Genomic DNA, 17019 nt, shown 5'->3' on the forward strand with positions numbered 1-17019 from the left:
ACTTTACCAAGAAGGTTGCAAATAAGCATCGGTGGCTGATTTCAATTGCACACCAAATTGACGACCTAATGAGTTGGAAAAACTGTCTTTAGGCGTGTAATTGACCATGTCAGGTGCTTTGAAAACATCGCGTGAAACGGTGTAAATGCTGCCAAACTCATCGACCAAACCCACTGTTTTGCCTTGTTCGCCCGTGTACACGCGTCCACTGAAAACATCAGGGTTTTCGGCATCTTTGATTTTGTTGCCACGACCTTCTTTGACTGCCGCCACAAATTGTTGGTGGATGTCGGTCAACATGTCTTGCCAAATTTGATTTTGTTCTGGGCTTTCAGGCGTGAATGGGTCACCCATGCCTTTGTTTTCGCCTGCTGTTTTCAAGCGACGCTCTACGCCCAATTTTTCCATCAAGCCTGTAAAGCCAAAACCACCTGAAATCACGCCTATGCTGCCGACCAAACTGGATGGATTGGCGTAAATTTTGTCAGCGGCGCTGGCGATGTAATAACAGCCCGATGCGCACACATCCTCCATCACCACGACAACGGGAATGTTTTTATTGGCAGCTTTCAAGCGGCGAATTTCATCGAAAGCGACTTTGGAAATGACTGGTGAACCACCGGGGCTGTTGGCACGCAAGATAATGCCTTTAACATTGGGCGATTTATAAGCCGCTTCCATGCCTTCGATGATTTTGGTGGCAGTGTCGTTGTTACTGTCTATCACGCCATCAAGGTCGATGACGGCAGTGTGTTTTTTAGCGATGGCACCAACATTTTTATTGCCGCCAGCCATCACGCTAATCAATATCAAGAACAACACCAACCAAACCGCGCGCCCCACCCATTTCCACAAGCTGGCGCGGCGGTTTTGTTTGTAAGTTTCAAGTAATAATTTTTCTAAAGTGCGTTGTTCCCAAGAACCTTGCTGCTCGGAGCCAACCTCTTTGAGTTCGCCATTGGGCAATCGAATTTTCATACTGTTTCAACTTTCAGGCCGCTTTGTAGCCAGTTCACAAAGCCTTGGAAATCATCCACCATGGCAACGTGTGGTGCGCTGAGTAAGGTTTCACGTGTATGTGCGCCACACAAAACAGCAACTGCATCGCAGCCTGCATTGTGTGCCATCCATAAATCATGGGTCGTATCGCCTATCATCAAACAATCTTTGGGTTCTAAACCCAATTCATCACACAAGCTTAAAATCATGTCGGGTGATGGTTTGGAAGCACATTCGTCTACGGTGCGAGTGGCTAAGAAAAAGCCTTGATTCAAGCCGACTTCTTGTAGTGCTCGGTCTAAACCACGGCGGCTTTTGCCTGTGGCTACGGTGAGCCAATAGTCTTGGCGCAAGCTGGGCAATAAGGCTTTGGCGTCTTCAAACAAACGCATGGTATTGTCAGGATGTAAAAAGCGGCGTTTGTAAGCTTCGGCCAAGTTTTGCAATTGCAGTTCGCTGGCTGTCGGTGCCAAATATGCCATGGCTTTGGGCAATGCCAAGCCAATGATGTGTTGGGCGGCTTCATTCGATGGTGGCGGCAAATCATTGTCTTGAAAAGCGGCCTGAACGGCTTGGACGATTGTCGAAGTGGAGTCTGCTAAAGTGCCATCCCAATCAAAGATTAAGGCTTGATACGGTTTGTTCATTGCTCAAAGTTTCCAAAAACTGTTTCAAAGGTTTGGGTAAAGGTGCCAATAAATGCAAAGGCTCATCGGTCATTGGATGGGTAAATTTCAATTGATGTGCATGTAAAAACATCCGTTTTAAACCCAATTTTTGCAATTGACGATTGGCATCATAATCGCCATAGCGTTCATCTGCCGCAATTGGGCAGCCTTGAGATTGCATGTGTACGCGAATTTGGTGGGTGCGCCCTGTTTTCAATACCGCACGCATTAACGAGGCTTGACCCATGTTTTGAGGCAAGGCAAATGTTTTTAAAACATCGAAGACAGTATGTGCAAATTGACCATCGGCAGACACGCGCACCATTTTCTCGCCTTGTGCACCTGTGTATTTGAACAAAGGTTCTTTGACATGGCGAATTTTGTCTGGCCATAAGCTCATCCCCAAAGCGATATAGCTTTTGTAAGGGTGATGGTCACGCAACAATTCGTGTAATTTCACCAGACAAGAGCGTTTCTTGGCAATCATCAGCAAACCAGATGTGTCTTTGTCCAGACGGTGTACCAATTCCAAATAGCGTGCTTCAGGACGGGCTTGGCGCATTTGCTCAATCACACCAAAATTCACGCCACTGCCACCATGTACAGCCACGCCTGAAGGTTTGTTGATGACCAATAACCAGTCATCTTCATACACAATTTCAAACTCTTTGGCGGGTATAGATTTTTGATTTGATGTGTCATTTTTCACGGCGATGCGCACAGGAGGGATGCGAACGACATCGCCATCGACCAAACGGGTAGTGGCTTGAGCACGTTTTTTATTCACCCGTACTTCACCAGCACGAATGATGCGTTGGATGTGGCTTTTAGGGACGCCTTTGAGAATTTTAATTAAAAAATTGTCCAAGCGCTGACCGGCGTCCTCGTCACCTATGGTTAAAAAATTAACTAAGTCTTTGCTTATTGAAACCATCTTGCTTATAATCTTTCAGCTTGTTCGTGATAGACCTTTTTAAAACAAAATCAAAATCACAAACGGCTGTGTATTTTGAGGGCATGATAGTCATGTGTCTTCAAAAGGCGAAATTACCATTCGTCAGGCATGTTGTTAATGCGTGGCGAAACATTGATGTTAACGTATTTAAATATAAACAACAATCAATGCACTCGAATCAGCCTCTGTCGCATCTGTAACCAGTAGATGTGATTTAAGTAATTAAGTTTGACCCCTTAAGTATTTGTTTTTTCTGCTCGTAAGACGCGTCGCGCAGATGTGAGGAATCAACAAGCTTAAGCAAATAAGAAGACGGTAACCAGTTAGATTCACAAAGCGGTCGTAGATCTTCGCTTTTATGTCAACTGACACTTTAGCGCATTGCGCATTGATCTTTTAGGTGGAACTTCTTCAGGTATGGTGCTAAAAGCCATTGTCAAATACTGATTGCGTGTGCCTCGTGAGTGCATAAAACGAGGTTTTTCTTATGAAAAGAATGTTATTCAATGCAACTCAAGCCGAAGAGCTAAGGGTTGCTATTGTCGACGGTCAAAATCTGGTTGACTTGGAAATCGAGACTCTCGGTAAAGAGCAACGCAAAGGCAATATCTACAAGGGTATCATCACCCGCATCGAGCCATCTTTAGAGGCTTGTTTCATTGATTATGGTACTGACCGCCACGGTTTTTTACCCTTCAAAGAAGTTTCCCGTTCGTATTTCAAAGGTTATGAAGGTGGTCGTGCTCGCATTCAAGATGTTTTGACCGAGGGTCAAGAAGTCATTGTGCAAGTGGAAAAAGACGAGCGTGGCAACAAAGGTGCTGCTTTAACCACATTCATCAGCTTGGCAGGTCGTTATTTGGTGTTGATGCCTAACAATCCTCGTGGTGGCGGTGTTTCTCGTCGCATTGAAGGGGATGAGCGTCAAGAACTCAAAGCAGCGATGGCAGACTTAGACATTCCTCAAGGCATGAGCTTGATTGCGCGTACCGCAGGTATTGGTCGCAGCACCGAAGAATTGCAATGGGATTTAAACTATTTATTGCGCTTGTGGGAATTGATTGCCCAAGCCGGTGAAGAACACCACGACCCGTATTTGTTGTACTTGGAAAGCTCGCTGGTCATTCGTGCCATTCGAGATTATTTCAAAGGTGACATTGGTGAAGTGTTGGTAGACACTGCCGAAGTGCATGAAGAAGTGTCTCAATTTATGTCTTATGTGATGCCGAATAATTTGCATCGCGTCAAACGCTACGAAGACAGCATTCCACTGTTCAGTCGGTTCCAAATCGAACACCAAATTGAAACGGCTTTCTCGCGTGAAGTACGTTTGCCTTCAGGTGGTGCGATTGTGATTGACCATACTGAGGCTTTGGTTTCAGTCGACGTCAATTCTGCGCGCTCAACCAAGGGTGCAGACATTGAAGACACGGCATTCAAAACCAACCGAGAAGCGGCAGAAGAAATTGCCCGTCAATTGCGTTTGCGTGACATTGGTGGTTTGGTGGTGATCGACTTCATCGACATGGAAAACCCGAAAAACCAACGCGATGTAGAAGCAACTTTGCGCGATGCGTTGCGTTTAGACCGTGCTCGTGTACAAATGGGCAAATTGTCTAAGTTTGGTTTGTTGGAATTGTCACGTCAGCGTTTACAACCTTCATTAGGTGAATCTACACATGCCGCGTGTCCACGCTGTGGTGGTACGGGTGTGATTCGTGGTGTGGAATCTTCTGCACTGCATATTTTGCGCATCATTCAAGAAGAAGCAATGAAAGACAACACAGGGGCTGTGCATGCACAAGTACCTGTGGATGTGGCGACTTTCTTATTGAATGAAAAGCGTTCGGAATTGTTCGGCATTGAAGAGCGTTTGGATGTGAATGTGGTGATGATTCCAAGCACCCAATTGCAAACGCCTAATTACAAAATCGAACGTATCCGCATTGACGACGCCATCGAAGACGATGTGCCGAGTTACCGCAAAGTGGATGCAGAGCCAGAAGCAGCACCGATTTTAAGCACAGCACAAAAAGCCAAGATCCAAAAACCAGAACCAGCGGTGAAAGGTGTTCGCCATGACGAGCCTGCGCCGGAAAGTAAGTCTAAGACTGAAGAACCTAAAAAAGGTGGTTTCTGGGCCAATTTGGTAGCTTGGTTCAAAGGTTTGTTCAGTGGCCCTAAAACTGAAGAACCACAACCTGCGGCCGCAGCAAGCACGCCTCGACAAAACACGGCGTCGTCTGCACAGACTACTCATAGACCGCAAAAGAAGCGCCACCAACAGCGCCGTCAACAACCTCGCCGCGATGACGACATCGACGAGATTGAAACCATCCGTCCTGAAGCGGATATTCCTGTAGACATAGAGCCAAAACCAGCTCAAGGGCATCAAAAACGTCGCCAAAATCGTCGCCACCAAGGTGAGTTGACGTCGGCACAGCAAATGACCCAAGAGCCTGTGGTTGAGTCATCTTCAGCGCCGATTGCGCCAGAGACCAACGATGTGGCTACTACGGAAACCCGTACTCAGGGCAATAATCGTCGTCGCAATCAACGCCAGAAATCGCAGCCGCATCCAGAGATGACACAAGGCGCGACAGAGGCGAAAAACCAAAGTAACAATGAAAAACCTTTGGTGATTCATTTGAATGGTGAGCCTGGAGCAGAACCAGCTCAACTGGCTAAGGGCAACAACAAGCAACGTCAAGCGCGTCCGCCACGCAATGACCGTCCTGTACGTGCCAAAGATGTGATGCGTCGCATCAATGTGAAGCAAATTGCAGGTCGTGTGCGCAGTACTGCTTATACGGTATTGGTGGATGAAGGTTTGATTGTGCCAAAAGCTGCGCGCCGTCAAGAACCGCCGCGTGTACAAGCCCATTCAGGTGAAATCAATATCACTGAGATTGTGCACCATGTGCAAGATGTGGCTGCTGATGTGTTGGGCTTGCCAAAATCGGCGCCTATTGACGTTGTTAAAGCCAAACCGCAGCGTCCTGAAAAGCCAAAACCAACAGAGGCAACTGTGAGCGTCGCACCTGCAACGCCTGTGGTTGAGGTAGCGCAAGCACCTGTGGCTGAAAAAGCGGCAGAAGTGGCTAAAATCGTTTTGCCTAGTATCACTGCTGTGGTTTTAGACATCGAAGCAGTCGCGTCGCAAATTGATTTGGGTGGCTTACAATGGGTACAAACAGAGGCTGCTTTGGTAAAAGATTGGACGATGACACCTAAAGAAGTGACTGGTTTGCGTCGTTCGGATTTGCCGCAAGTGGTTGAAGCAGAAGCCATTGCGCCTGAGCAAATGCAGCTGATTGAAACCAAGTCTGAATTTTTATAAAAAATTCACTATAAAGCGTTAAAAAATGCTTGACGAGCATTATAACTAACATTATAATGCTTAGCTATTCCCTGATAGCTCAGTCGGTAGAGCGACGGACTGTTAATCCGCAGGTCCCTGGTTCGAGCCCAGGTCGGGGAGCCAAATTTAAAAGCCCAGCTTCTAGCTGGGCTTTTTTACGTTTGTCTAAAATTGTCATGATTTAAAGCTTGGTCATGTAGCCTAAAAATTTACAGGGCGCTGGTAAAAAGCGGCCTGTAAATTGAATGGTTATCTTAAATTTTATAATTCTCCAACGACGCTGAGATGTTGCATCTTTTGTCCCATAGGAATACTCAAAACGGTTTGTCCATCTTGTTCTGACAAATTGCACCAGTCAATCAAATGATAAAATGCATGGCGCATGATTTTGGCTTCTAAACCAAAGCGAATCGGCACATACGGTTGGATTTGTCCTTGATAATCACGCAAAATCAAACCATGTTCCGCATTCAAAATGATTTTGTCTTGGTGTGTAGTGATGCATTCGATGTATTGTCCATCTGCCAGCGTTAACAAGTTCACATCTTCAATGAACAAAGGCACGTCTTCCACGCAGATGCCGATTTTTTCGACGGGCGTTTTTAAAAAATACTCATCACCTTCCCGCCATAAAACCGAAGCAAACAAATCAATCAAACCTTGTCGGGTCATTTGTCTGCCCTCGTGCCACCATTGTCCGTTGGCTTTGATGATTAAATCCATATTGCCACAAAATGGGGGATGCCATTGATCAACGGGGGGTATGCGTTTTTCGGTTTGGGTTTGGCTGAGATAAGCGGCAGTTTGTTGTAAATTCATAAAAACCCATTTCACAAAGTAGGTTATGCTCAAGGCGTAATATTTTTTAATCCAATCAGGATAAGCCACCAGCGTCCTGAAAGCAATGCAAAGGACATACATGGATTCATTGACTCAATTGCTCACAGGTGCGGTCATTGCTGCCGCTATCGTTCCTCGTCGCCATCGACGGGCAGCATTGGCTGCAGGCGCGGCTTTGGGAACCTTGCCTGACTTGGACGTGATTCCATTAAATTTGTTAAATGACAATCCTGTCATCAAAATGACAGTGCATCGCAGCATTTCACACAGTTTATTGCTGTTGCCATTGGTCGCAATATTGATTTGGTGGTTTTGTCGCAGCAGAGTCGGCTCACGCACATCTGAAGCGCCTAAACGTTGGTTTTGGGCGATTTTTTTGGCATTGGTCACGCATCCTATTTTAGATTGTTTCAATGTTTATGGTACATGGCTCTTTTGGCCGTTTGGTGAACAAACGATTATGTGGGGCAATATGTTTGTGATTGACCCCATGTTTACTTTGCCGTTGTTGTTCGGTGCATTGTGGGCGTGGTTATGGCCACAAGCTTGGGTGAGTCAAAAAATATTGCTCAGCAGTTTGGCACTCAGTGGTTTGTATTTGGCTTGGAGCTTGGCGGCGCAAATGTATGTGTGGCAAAAAGTGGATGCTCAATTAAGCCAAATGCGTTTGGATGCTGCACCACGTTTGATTGGTGCCACGCCTTTGAACACTTTGCTATGGCAAGTGGTGGTGCAAACGCCTGATGGCGTGCTCAGTGGGGACTATTCTTTGTTACAGGACGCTGCTGATCAGCCCATTGCATGGGTTAAAGTCGAGAGTGATGTTGTAGCACTCAAAGCCGCCGAGCATTGGCAATCGGTACAGCGTTTGCAGCGTTTCAATCAAGGTTTTCAAATTGCGACGGTGCAGGATAATCAGTTAATCATCAGTGATGTGCGCATGGGACGTTACCCGAATTACACGTTTAATTTTGTCGTAGGGCAGTGGCAAAATGGACAATGGCAAGAATTAGCAATGCCAGTACAAAAACAAACTCGTGCGGATGTGCCACAAGAATGGGCGTATTTGAAACAGCGCATTTGGGGTATTCATTAAAGCATTCATATTGGCTTTGGTAAGATGAATGATTGGTGAATAGTAGGGCATGTTGCCAAATAAAAAAGCGTCCTGTAAACATTTACAGGACGCTTCATCATTCAAAAAGCATTATTCAACAGTTACAGATTTGGCCAAATTGCGAGGCTTGTCGACGTCGGTACCACGCGCCAAAGCAGTATGGTATGACAACAATTGCACCGGAATGGTGTGCAAAATCGGTGACAATACGCCGACATGACGTGGGGTGCGAATGACGTGTACACCTTCGGAAGCATTGAAATTGCTGTCTAAATCGGTAAACACAAACAATTCACCGCCACGCGCGCTGACTTCTTGCATATTGGCTTTGACTTTGTCGAGCAATTTGTCGTGCGGTGCAATCACAACCACAGGCATATTTTCGTCTACCAAAGCCAACGGACCGTGTTTTAATTCGCCCGCAGGATATGCTTCGGCGTGGATGTAAGTGATTTCTTTGAGTTTCAAAGCACCTTCCAAAGCCACAGGATAATGAATGCCACGACCTAAGAACAATGCGTCAGATTTTTTGGCAAATTGCTGTGCCCAAGTGACGATTTGTGGCTCTAAATTCAAAGCGTGTTGAATGTCGCCCGGCAATTGGCGCAATTGTTCCACATAATCGTGTTGCTGTTGCTCATTCACATGACCACGCAAAACGCCTAAAGTTACAGACAAGCCAAACAAAGCCACCAATTGCGTGGTGAAGGCTTTGGTCGATGCCACGCCAATTTCAGCACCTGCACGCGTGTAAAACACCAATTCGCTTTCGCGTGGCAAAGCGCTTTCCATCACGTTACAAATCGACAAACTGTGGGTGTGACCCAAAGATTGTGCGTATTTCAACGCTTCCATTGTGTCCAAAGTTTCGCCTGATTGGGAAATGGTCACCACCAATTGTTTTGGATTGGCAATCACGTCACGGTAGCGGTATTCACTGGCAATTTCGATGTCGGTTGGAATTTTGGCGATGCTTTCTAACCAATATTTGGCGGTCAAGCCTGCGTAATAGGAGGTGCCGCACGCCAAAATTTTGATGCTGTCGATTTCAGCAAACACTTCGGCAGCTTTTTCGCCAAAAATTTCAGGACGAAACACATCATTGATCAATACTTCAGCAGTATCTGCAATGGCTTTTGGCTGCTCGTGGATTTCTTTTTGCATGAAGTGGTTGTAAAGACCCAACTCCAATGATGCCAAAGACAATTCCGAAACGCGCACAGTACGCTCGGCAACTTGGCGGTTTTTGTCAACCAAGATATCGATGCCATTGGTTGATAATTTAGCAATGTCGCCATCTTCTAAAAACACCACGCGGCGCGTTTGAGAAATCACTGCCGATACGTCAGAGGCGATAAAGGTTTCGTTTTCACCCAAAGCCACCAACAATGGACAACCCATGCGGGCTGTAATCAATTGGTCTTGCTTGTCAGTAGCAATCACGCCAATGGCATAAGCACCATGAAAATGTTGACAAGCGGCCTGTACCGCAGCGAACAAATCACCTTGTGCAGCATGGGTGTATTCGTAATGAATGGCATGGGCGATGACTTCAGTATCGGTTTGTGAGGTGAACTCATAACCCAAAGCTTGCAAGCGTTCACGTTCGGTTTCAAAGTTTTCAATGATGCCGTTGTGAACCACTGCAATCAAGCCGCCTGAGATGTGAGGATGGGCATTCGGTTCTGTCACGCCGCCATGGGTTGCCCAGCGCGTATGACCGATACCCAACAAGCCATTCAAACCGACTTCTTGTGCTGCTTCTTCCATCAAAGCCACACGACCTGTACGGCGCACACGTTCAATGCTGTTGCCTGTATTGACGGCAATGCCAGAAGAGTCGTAACCACGGTATTCTAGGCGTTTTAAGCCATCAACTAAAAATTCCACCACATTGGTGTCTTGGCGAATGGCGCCAACAATGCCACACATAGCTGTATTCCTTAAAATTTTTTGAATGATTCAAGTAAGATGGGGTTATTTGTTTTGTTTTTCAGGACGCTTCCAATTGGCAATATTGGTTTGGCGTGCACGACCGATGCTCAAATGGTTTTCTGGGCAATCTTTGGTAATCACGCTGCCTGCGCCTGTGGTCACTAAGTTGTGGATGGTGACAGGTGCCACCAACATCGAACCTGAACCGATACGAACATGGTCACCGATGGTGGTTTTGAATTTGTTCACACCATCGTAATTGCAAGTAATTGTACCTGCACCGATGTTAGATTGGGTGCCAATTTGGGCATCGCCAATATAACTTAAATGGTTGACTTTAGAGCCGTTGCCAATTTGGCTGTTTTTCACTTCGACAAAATTGCCAATGTGAACATCGTTGCCTAATTGTGCATTAGGGCGCAAGCGTGCAAATGGGCCAATGCGAGCATCTGTGCCGACAACGCAATCGCTTAAATGGCTAAATGGTGCGATTTGGCAGCCTGAACCAATGGTAGCATTGTTCAAAACGCAGTTGGCACCAATGTGAACATCATCGCCTAAGACGCAATCGCCTTCGATAACGACATTGACATCAATGATGCAGTCTAAACCATGTTGCAAAGTGCCACGCAAATCAAAACGATTAGGATCGCGCAACGTGATGCCCGCGGTCATCAAAGCTTTCGCTTGTTCTGCTTGGTAAATGCGTTCGATTTCAGCCAATTGCAATTTGTTGTTGATGCCTGCAGCCAAATGGCTTGCACGCACAGTCATGCCATGTACGGTGACACCGTCTTGCACTGCCAGTGCAATCACATCGGTCAAATAATATTCGCCTTGGGCATTGCTGTTTTGTAAGGTGTTGAGCCATTTTTCCAATTTGGCATTGGGCAAAACCAAAATACCAGTATTGATTTCTTGAATTTGTTTTTGGTTGGCATCGGCATCTTTTTCCTCGACAATGGCACAAATACCTTGCTCATTGCGAATGATGCGACCATAGCCTTGCGGCTGCTCTAAAACATCGGTCAACAAACCGACTTCATTGCCTGCCAAATCCAACAATTGTTTTAAAGTGGCTGCATCGGTCAAAGGGACATCACCATATAAAATCAAAGTTTTGCCATCTTTGGGTAAATGAGGCAAAGCGCATTTTACCGCATGACCTGTACCCAATTGTTGGTCTTGGATAACCCAAGTCACAGGGCTCTGGATTTGGTCTTGTACCAATTCTTTGCCATGACCAATGACTACTTGTATAGATGCAGGTTGTAGCGATTGAGCTGTATTGATGACGTGTTGTACCAATGGTATCCCACCGATTTGATGTAACACTTTAGGAAGTTTGGAATACATGCGGGTGCCTTTGCCCGCAGCTAAAATCACAATATGTAGCAAGTCATTCATATACAGCACTTTATGGTTGTTTAATATTTAAATATGAGAAATTGATAGGATGGATTTTATGGCCAAGTCACACGCTCAGAAGCTTGCATCTGATTGGCATGAGTCATTGTATGGCGTACAGGACGGTATTGGTTGTAATTCATATTGGATGAATAAGTACCATCTTCATAATAGACTGCTTGAGACGCTGAGTGATTGGCGCGAAAACCCGTGCTACCATCGTCTTTAGTATAGGTGTTCCAGCTACAGCCACTAAGACATGCCAATAAAGTAATGTATAAGAAAATTCTGTATTTTTGCATAAATGTGCCCTGTAACTGCAATCTGTGAACCTTGGATAAGAGATTAAACAATCTAAAATCAGTGGTTATTGGGGTTGTTTGTATGAAATATATCAGTATCATGACATATTTTAGGTCGGTTCGTTAAGTGTCTTGGTATGGTTTTACTATGGCTAAAAACATTTCAGTGAGATGGAAAGATATATTTTTTTCTGCTGTGGATTAAATGCCTATATAAATTAATATCATAAAAGCTTTTTTGTTTGGTTTAGATTGCCATAATCTTTTAAAGAAGACATTTCAATATGCTCAATCTGGTGAGTCATAATAGGGAATTTACTTTATAAAATGATTTCATCATACTGGACCCAGTATAAAAGCAATATTCTTGGTGTTAAATGAATATGAAAACAGATTCAATATTGAATAACGAATGCATTTTTAATAATATTTTCAAGTAGGCAAACCACGATGAAAAAAATATGGACAATATCTATGGCAGCTTGCGCCATATTGTTGGGCGCATGTACTAGCCCACATTTGGTGACAGATGCATCAGGTAATGCTTGTCATCTGAATTATACAGAAGTTAAAGCGCAATTTGGTGAGCATTTTGCCAGACCGTGTGGGCTGGATTTGGAGTCCAGTGAGAATATTTTGCGCGTCAATCAAGAGCCTAAAGCGGTCACATTAATGGCCGATCCTCATTCTTTTGATGCCACTCATGGTATTTATACCCGTCAAGGTATCGATGAGCGCAGTCAATATTATTGGATGCTGCCATATTCTATGATGAATACCCATGGTGTTACACATTCTGCCAATATTTTGGAAGCTCGCTGGCACAATCAAGCCCGAGATGAGGTGCGTTTGTTTGTATATGACAAAGCTCAAAAAGACATGAGCAGCATCCAATTTGAAGTTGATGGGGCGGTGGTTTTAAATCAAGTGGCTACTTGGCCAGCGGAGCAAATCGATGGCAATGACAATCGTCAGTTGTCAAAGCAATATTTTGATGTGCCTTATGCAGTATTAAAACACATGGCACAAGCCCACCAAGCGAATGTGGTGTTGGGTTTTAGTGATGGCTCGGCTGAAACTTTGGTATTGGTACAGCAAGGTGAGCCTTCGAATGCTTCTGCAGGTTTGCGTCGCCTTTTTAATGCTATTGAAACCCGTTAAAAAAATCGGAATCAAGTCGATTTTGGATGCTTGAGCGATATTCAAGATATTTAAAGTGTTCACTAAAATGACATTTTTGAATGTGATTGAAAAATGCAAATATTAAATTTGAATTTTTTGATGAAACAGATGTCTGTCGGTACATTATTTATCTTGAATATCCGAACGTATTTTTCGTGTATTCAAGCACAAAAAAGAGATAAAAATGCAAATTAGCCGATTTACCGATTTGGGTTTGAAGGTTTTAATCTATCTTAGTTACCATAATATGCCCAGTACGACTATTGCGCGCATCGCAGATGATTTACAGGTTTCAAAAAATCATTTGGTCAAAGTGGTACATTTTATGGGGCAGCAGCAATGGTTGGTTACCATGCGTGGTAAATATGGTGGGATTGCCTTGGCAAGATTGCCGCAAGAGTATTTTTTGGGTGAATTGATTCGGCATTTAGAAAAAAAATATCAGCAAGAATCCATGCAAATGCGCTTAAGCGAGGTGGAATGTGGTGTTTTGCCGATGTTGCATTGTTTGCCTGAAGTGTTTCAAGAATCCTTAGAAATGTTTTATCAAAGTTTGAATCGCTATAATCTAGCGGATTTGAATCCTGCTCAATACAATGGTTTGCGTTTGAGAGCATGAAGATTGTGAGAGGGTAGTATGTTCTATAAATGTATGGGTTTGACATTAAGCTTGTTGTGCGCCAATCATGTTTTGGCAGCAGATGTACATTACAATATGGTCAATTTACAGGACGCTGCACAAGTGCAAGTGTCGCAAAATCAATTGACTGTGGTGTTGGCAATCGAATCCAAAGCCGATCAGCGTGATGCTGCCAGTCGTGACAATACGCTCAAACTGAACCGTGTATTACAAGCCATACAAGCACAAGGCGTGAAAGGTGAGTTGCTCAATCGTTCGGTCAATCAGCAATACGAATACACCAACCAATCTCATCAAGCGCGTGGTTGGATGGATGTGGCAAAAGTTCAGATTTACAGTGAAGACAGTGCCAAAATCAATCAATTGGTGGCTGCGGTACAAAAAGAGGCACGTTTGGAGTCGCAGCAATACGGCTTGACGACTGCGCTCAAACGCCAATATGTGTTGCAAGCGACCGAAGAAGCGGTGGCGAATTTTCAGCAACAAGCTCAGCAAGTGACCCAAAACCTTGGCGGCAAGCGTTATCGCATTGTCGAATTGAATATTGGTGAGGCGGGGCAATATGAAATGCAGCCACGCATGATGATGGCAAAAGGCGCCATGGCAGCAGATGCGGCACCTGTGGCGATGGATATGCCGGGTGAAACCAGCATACGCGTACAAGTCAGTGGCAAAATCCAAATACATTGATTGGTTAAAATGAGCGTCCTGTAAATGTTACAGGACGCTTTTGTATATGGAACTTGCATATATTAAAACGCCATAGCTTAGATTGAATTGGCCGATAGTGGTGTGGATGGTGGTTTGCGGTAGTATTGAAATTCAGGCGATTGCCTACATTTGAAATACCATTGAATGACGAGATAAAGAAAGTACACCATGTCAGAGAATGTTTTGTTGCAATTGCACGATGAACCACGTTATGACGCTATTGAAACGGCTTTGATTGCGCCTGCGATGAAGCAAGCCATGACAGAAGCACAAGCGGCTATCGAGGCTTTGAAGGCACAAGAGGCGGTCACTTGGGACAATACTGTGACCCGTTTGACCGATATCACTGAAACAGTGGGGCGCATTTGGGGTGTGGTGTCACATTTGAACTCGGTGGTCGATACGCCACAATTGCGCACGGTTTACAATGAATTGATGCCTGAAGTGACGCAGTTTTTCACAGCGATGTCTTTGGATATTCAATTGTATGAACGCTTTAAAACGATAGCAGCAAGCGAAGCATTTGCACAATTAACCGCAGCACAGCAAAAAAAATTGAACAATGATTTGCGTGATTTTGTGTTGTCTGGTGCAGAATTGAATGCCGAAGACCAACAAATTTTTGCTGCTTTGCAAACCGAAAGCGCGCAATTGTCTGCGCAATTCAGTCAAAATTTGATGGATGCTACCGATGCGTTTGCTTTGTATTTTGATGATGCGAGCGAATTGGCAGGTTTGCCAGAAGATACTTTGGCGATGTTTGCAGCTGGCGCACAAGCGGAAGGCAAAACAGGTTACAAAATTGGTTTGCAAATCCCACATTATTTGGCGGTGATGCAATACGCAGACAACCGTGATTTGCGTGAAAAAATGTACCAAGCATACGTGACGCGTGCGAGTGATTTGGGCGATGCCAAATTGGACAACAGCGCCAATATTCAACGCATTTTGGAAATTGCCACACAGGAAGCCAAATTATTGGGTTTTGATAATTATGCCCAATTGTCATTGGCAACCAAAATGGCAGATACGCCTGAACAAGTCATCACATTCTTGCGTGATTTGGCGGCCAAAGCCCGTCCATTTGCCGAGCAAGACAAAGCGGAAGTGTATGCGTTTGCCAAAGAGCAATTGAATCTTGACAATCCGCAGCCTTGGGATTTGACTTATATCAGTGAGAAATTGCGTGAAGCCAAATATTCATTTTCAGAACAAGAAGTGAAACAATACTTTCCGGTGAGCAAAGTTTTGGCGGGTTTGTTTGCGCAGATTGATACTTTGTATGGCATCACTTTTGCGCCAAAAACTGTCCCAACTTGGCATAAAGACGTGCGTTATTATGAATTGATGCGCGATGGCAAAGTGTTCGGTGGCGTGTATATGGATTTGTTTGCACGCGAAGGCAAGCGTGGCGGCGCGTGGATGAATGATTACCGTGGTCGCCGTGAATTGGCAGAAGGTGTGCAAACGCCGATTGCCTATTTGGTCTGCAATTTCACTCCGCCTGTGAATGGCAAAGAGTCGCGTTTGACGCATGACGAGATTTTGACCATGTTCCATGAAATGGGTCACGGTTTACACCATTTGTTGACCAAAGTAGATGAATTGGGCGTGTCAGGTATCAATGGCGTGGAGTGGGATGCGGTAGAGTTGCCGAGCCAATTCATGGAAAATTTTGTGTGGGAATTGGATGTCTTGTCAGGCATGAGCGAGCATGAACAAACGGGCGAAGCTTTGCCAAAAGCTTTGTATGACAAAATGATTGCTGCGAAAAACTTCCAAAGCGGCCTGCAAACTTTGCGTCAAATTGAATTTGGTTTGTTTGACATGATGATTTACGAGCAAGGCGCTTCTGAAACTTGGATGCAAGTGTTGGCGGATGTGCGTGCTGAAGTTGCTGTTTTGCCAACGATGCCATACAACCGTTTTGCGCACAGTTTTGGTCATATTTTTGCAGGCGGTTATTCTGCGGGCTATTACAGCTATAAATGGGCAGAGTTGTTGTCGGCAGATGCTTACAGCGCATTTGAAGAAACGGATGATGTGGCAGCGATGGGACAGAAGTTTTGGCAAGAGGTTTTGGCAGTGGGCGGCAGTCGCGATGCGATGACTTCGTTCAAGGCTTTCCGAGGTCGAGAACCACAAATTGATGCCTTATTGCGTCATAGTGGTATGTTAGTTGGTGAAGCTGCGTAAGAACGGTATTAACTTAGTCTTAAAAGTGCTATTGTGCGCGCAATAGCACTTTTTTATGGCTTAAAAATTCATGGAACATTTACAAGTTTTCAAAATTATCATTGCGCTGATGGTGTTGATCAATCCTTTGAGCGCAGCCCCTATTTTTTTAAGTCTGACGCCGTATAATTCTGCACGCGAACGTCGTAAAATTGCCCAAACAGCCTCTTTGACTGTGGTGATTGCCATTGCCTTGTTTACGATTTTGGGCGACATGATTTTGAAGGTGTTGAATATTAGCATCGGCTCATTTCAGGTCGGTGGCGGTATTTTGATTTTGCTCATTGCCATTGCGATGATGAATGCCCAACCCAACCCAACCAAACACAATCCCGAAGAAGCACAAGAAGCTGGTACGCGTAACAATATTGCCGTTGTGCCTTTGGCAATTCCAATGTTGATTGGACCTGGTTCAATTTCAACGGTGATTATTTATTCATCGACAGCAAGCAGCTGGTGGGGCAAGGCGGAAATTATCATTGCAGGCGCAGTGGTGGCTTGCGTGTGTTATGCAGGTATGTTGGCAGCCACACAATTAAGTAAATTATTGGGTGCTACTGGCATTAATATTATTAATCGCATTATGGGCATGGTATTGGCTGCGGTGTCGATTGAAATTATTGCAGGCGGCCTGAAGAATTTATTCCCTAATTTATTTGCTTAGTTT

The 17019-nt window shown here is 44.8% G+C and carries 14 protein-coding genes and 1 tRNA gene; 8 read left to right on the forward strand and 7 right to left on the reverse strand.

The annotated features are described in order from the left end of the window. Positions 1-3: 3 nt before the first annotated feature. From sppA to H150_RS0106380, 3 genes are read right to left on the reverse strand one after another with little or no spacing between them, the layout of a single operon-like run. Complete coding sequence (gene sppA, locus H150_RS0106370) at positions 4-978, reverse strand: signal peptide peptidase SppA (protein ID WP_019958225.1); 975 nt, start codon at positions 976-978, stop codon at positions 4-6. Continuing rightward, on the reverse strand, positions 975-1646 hold the full coding sequence (locus tag H150_RS0106375) for an HAD-IA family hydrolase (protein ID WP_019958226.1): 672 nt from the start codon (positions 1644-1646) through the stop codon (positions 975-977). The genes sppA and H150_RS0106375 overlap by 4 nt, the downstream gene beginning before the upstream one ends. After that, the gene (locus H150_RS0106380; protein ID WP_019958227.1) at positions 1615-2601 is read right to left on the reverse strand and encodes an RluA family pseudouridine synthase; all 987 of its coding nucleotides are present in this window, start codon (positions 2599-2601) and stop codon (positions 1615-1617) included. The genes H150_RS0106375 and H150_RS0106380 overlap by 32 nt, the downstream gene beginning before the upstream one ends. Positions 2602-3109: 508 nt before the next feature. On the opposite strand from H150_RS0106380, the gene H150_RS0106385 reads away from it, so the two are divergent. Both H150_RS0106385 and H150_RS0106390 read left to right on the forward strand, forming a co-directional pair. Beyond that, positions 3110-5962, forward strand: a complete 2853-nt coding sequence (locus tag H150_RS0106385; RefSeq protein WP_026353531.1) for an Rne/Rng family ribonuclease — start codon at positions 3110-3112, stop codon at positions 5960-5962. A 68-nt stretch (positions 5963-6030) separates the two neighbouring features. Further along, a tRNA-Asn gene (locus H150_RS0106390) sits at positions 6031-6106 on the forward strand. Positions 6107-6244: 138 nt separating this feature from the next. Here H150_RS0106390 and H150_RS0106395 read toward each other — a convergent pair. Continuing rightward, entirely contained in the window at positions 6245-6802 is a 558-nt protein-coding gene (locus H150_RS0106395; protein WP_051083009.1) for a DUF1285 domain-containing protein, read from the reverse strand. 100 nt (positions 6803-6902) lie between these two features. Between H150_RS0106395 and H150_RS13900 the strand changes: the two genes are divergently transcribed. After that, positions 6903-7919, forward strand: a complete 1017-nt coding sequence (locus H150_RS13900; protein ID WP_019958230.1) for a metal-dependent hydrolase — start codon at positions 6903-6905, stop codon at positions 7917-7919. Between the two features lie 111 nt (positions 7920-8030). On the opposite strand, the gene glmS is transcribed toward H150_RS13900, so the two are convergent. Genes glmS through H150_RS0106415 form a run of 3 tightly spaced genes read right to left on the reverse strand, consistent with a single transcriptional unit; the run spans position 8031 to position 11584 of the window. Beyond that, positions 8031-9872, reverse strand: a complete 1842-nt coding sequence (gene glmS, locus H150_RS0106405) for a glutamine--fructose-6-phosphate transaminase (isomerizing) (protein WP_019958231.1) — start codon at positions 9870-9872, stop codon at positions 8031-8033. A 45-nt stretch (positions 9873-9917) separates the two neighbouring features. Then, positions 9918-11282 carry a bifunctional UDP-N-acetylglucosamine diphosphorylase/glucosamine-1-phosphate N-acetyltransferase GlmU gene (gene glmU, locus H150_RS0106410; protein ID WP_019958232.1) on the reverse strand — a complete coding sequence of 455 codons (1365 nt, stop codon included), beginning with the start codon at positions 11280-11282 and terminating at the stop codon, positions 9918-9920. Between the two features lie 56 nt (positions 11283-11338). Beyond that, positions 11339-11584, reverse strand: coding sequence for a hypothetical protein (locus H150_RS0106415; protein WP_019958233.1), 246 nt, complete (start codon positions 11582-11584; stop codon positions 11339-11341). A 450-nt stretch (positions 11585-12034) separates the two neighbouring features. Here H150_RS0106415 and H150_RS0106420 point away from each other — a divergent pair, with 450 nt between their 5' ends. From H150_RS0106420 to H150_RS0106440, 5 genes are all read left to right on the forward strand, one after another. Further along, positions 12035-12745, forward strand: a complete 711-nt coding sequence (locus H150_RS0106420) for a hypothetical protein (RefSeq protein ID WP_169708869.1) — start codon at positions 12035-12037, stop codon at positions 12743-12745. 205 nt (positions 12746-12950) lie between these two features. Next, on the forward strand, positions 12951-13385 hold the full coding sequence (locus tag H150_RS0106425) for an RrF2 family transcriptional regulator (RefSeq protein WP_026353532.1): 435 nt from the start codon (positions 12951-12953) through the stop codon (positions 13383-13385). An 18-nt stretch (positions 13386-13403) separates the two neighbouring features. Continuing rightward, positions 13404-14096, forward strand: coding sequence for an SIMPL domain-containing protein (locus H150_RS0106430; protein WP_081619555.1), 693 nt, complete (start codon positions 13404-13406; stop codon positions 14094-14096). A gap of 189 nt (positions 14097-14285) precedes the next feature. Beyond that, a complete protein-coding gene (locus H150_RS0106435; protein ID WP_019958237.1) occupies positions 14286-16313 on the forward strand; it encodes a M3 family metallopeptidase in 2028 nt (675 codons plus the stop codon). A gap of 70 nt (positions 16314-16383) precedes the next feature. Then, positions 16384-17016 (forward strand): MarC family protein, encoded by a 633-nt coding sequence (locus tag H150_RS0106440; RefSeq protein ID WP_019958238.1) that lies wholly within the window; start codon positions 16384-16386, stop codon positions 17014-17016. The last annotated feature ends 3 nt before the right edge of the window (positions 17017-17019 follow it).

Origin of the sequence: Vitreoscilla stercoraria DSM 513 (assembly GCF_000382305.1) — a bacterium.
Classification (GTDB): Bacteria; Pseudomonadota; Gammaproteobacteria; order Burkholderiales; family Neisseriaceae; genus Vitreoscilla; species Vitreoscilla stercoraria.

What these genes read in the sequence shown, in the direction of transcription:
- H150_RS0106440 (WP_019958238.1), top strand. Translation starts at nt 16,384, where the DNA reads ATGGAACATTTACAAGTTTTCAAAATTATCATTGCGCTGATGGTGTTG.
- H150_RS0106430 (WP_081619555.1), top strand. Translation starts at nt 13,404, where the DNA reads ATGTTCTATAAATGTATGGGTTTGACATTAAGCTTGTTGTGCGCCAAT.
- sppA (WP_019958225.1), bottom strand. Translation starts at nt 978, where the DNA reads ATGAAAATTCGATTGCCCAATGGCGAACTCAAAGAGGTTGGCTCCGAG.
- H150_RS0106435 (WP_019958237.1), top strand. Translation starts at nt 14,286, where the DNA reads ATGTCAGAGAATGTTTTGTTGCAATTGCACGATGAACCACGTTATGAC.
- H150_RS0106380 (WP_019958227.1), bottom strand. Translation starts at nt 2,601, where the DNA reads ATGGTTTCAATAAGCAAAGACTTAGTTAATTTTTTAACCATAGGTGAC.
- H150_RS0106385 (WP_026353531.1), top strand. Translation starts at nt 3,110, where the DNA reads ATGAAAAGAATGTTATTCAATGCAACTCAAGCCGAAGAGCTAAGGGTT.
- H150_RS0106395 (WP_051083009.1), bottom strand. Translation starts at nt 6,802, where the DNA reads ATGAATTTACAACAAACTGCCGCTTATCTCAGCCAAACCCAAACCGAA.
- H150_RS0106420 (WP_169708869.1), top strand. Translation starts at nt 12,035, where the DNA reads ATGAAAAAAATATGGACAATATCTATGGCAGCTTGCGCCATATTGTTG.
- glmU (WP_019958232.1), bottom strand. Translation starts at nt 11,282, where the DNA reads ATGAATGACTTGCTACATATTGTGATTTTAGCTGCGGGCAAAGGCACC.
- H150_RS0106375 (WP_019958226.1), bottom strand. Translation starts at nt 1,646, where the DNA reads ATGAACAAACCGTATCAAGCCTTAATCTTTGATTGGGATGGCACTTTA.
- H150_RS0106425 (WP_026353532.1), top strand. Translation starts at nt 12,951, where the DNA reads ATGCAAATTAGCCGATTTACCGATTTGGGTTTGAAGGTTTTAATCTAT.
- H150_RS13900 (WP_019958230.1), top strand. Translation starts at nt 6,903, where the DNA reads ATGGATTCATTGACTCAATTGCTCACAGGTGCGGTCATTGCTGCCGCT.
- glmS (WP_019958231.1), bottom strand. Translation starts at nt 9,872, where the DNA reads ATGTGTGGCATTGTTGGCGCCATTCGCCAAGACACCAATGTGGTGGAA.
- H150_RS0106415 (WP_019958233.1), bottom strand. Translation starts at nt 11,584, where the DNA reads ATGCAAAAATACAGAATTTTCTTATACATTACTTTATTGGCATGTCTT.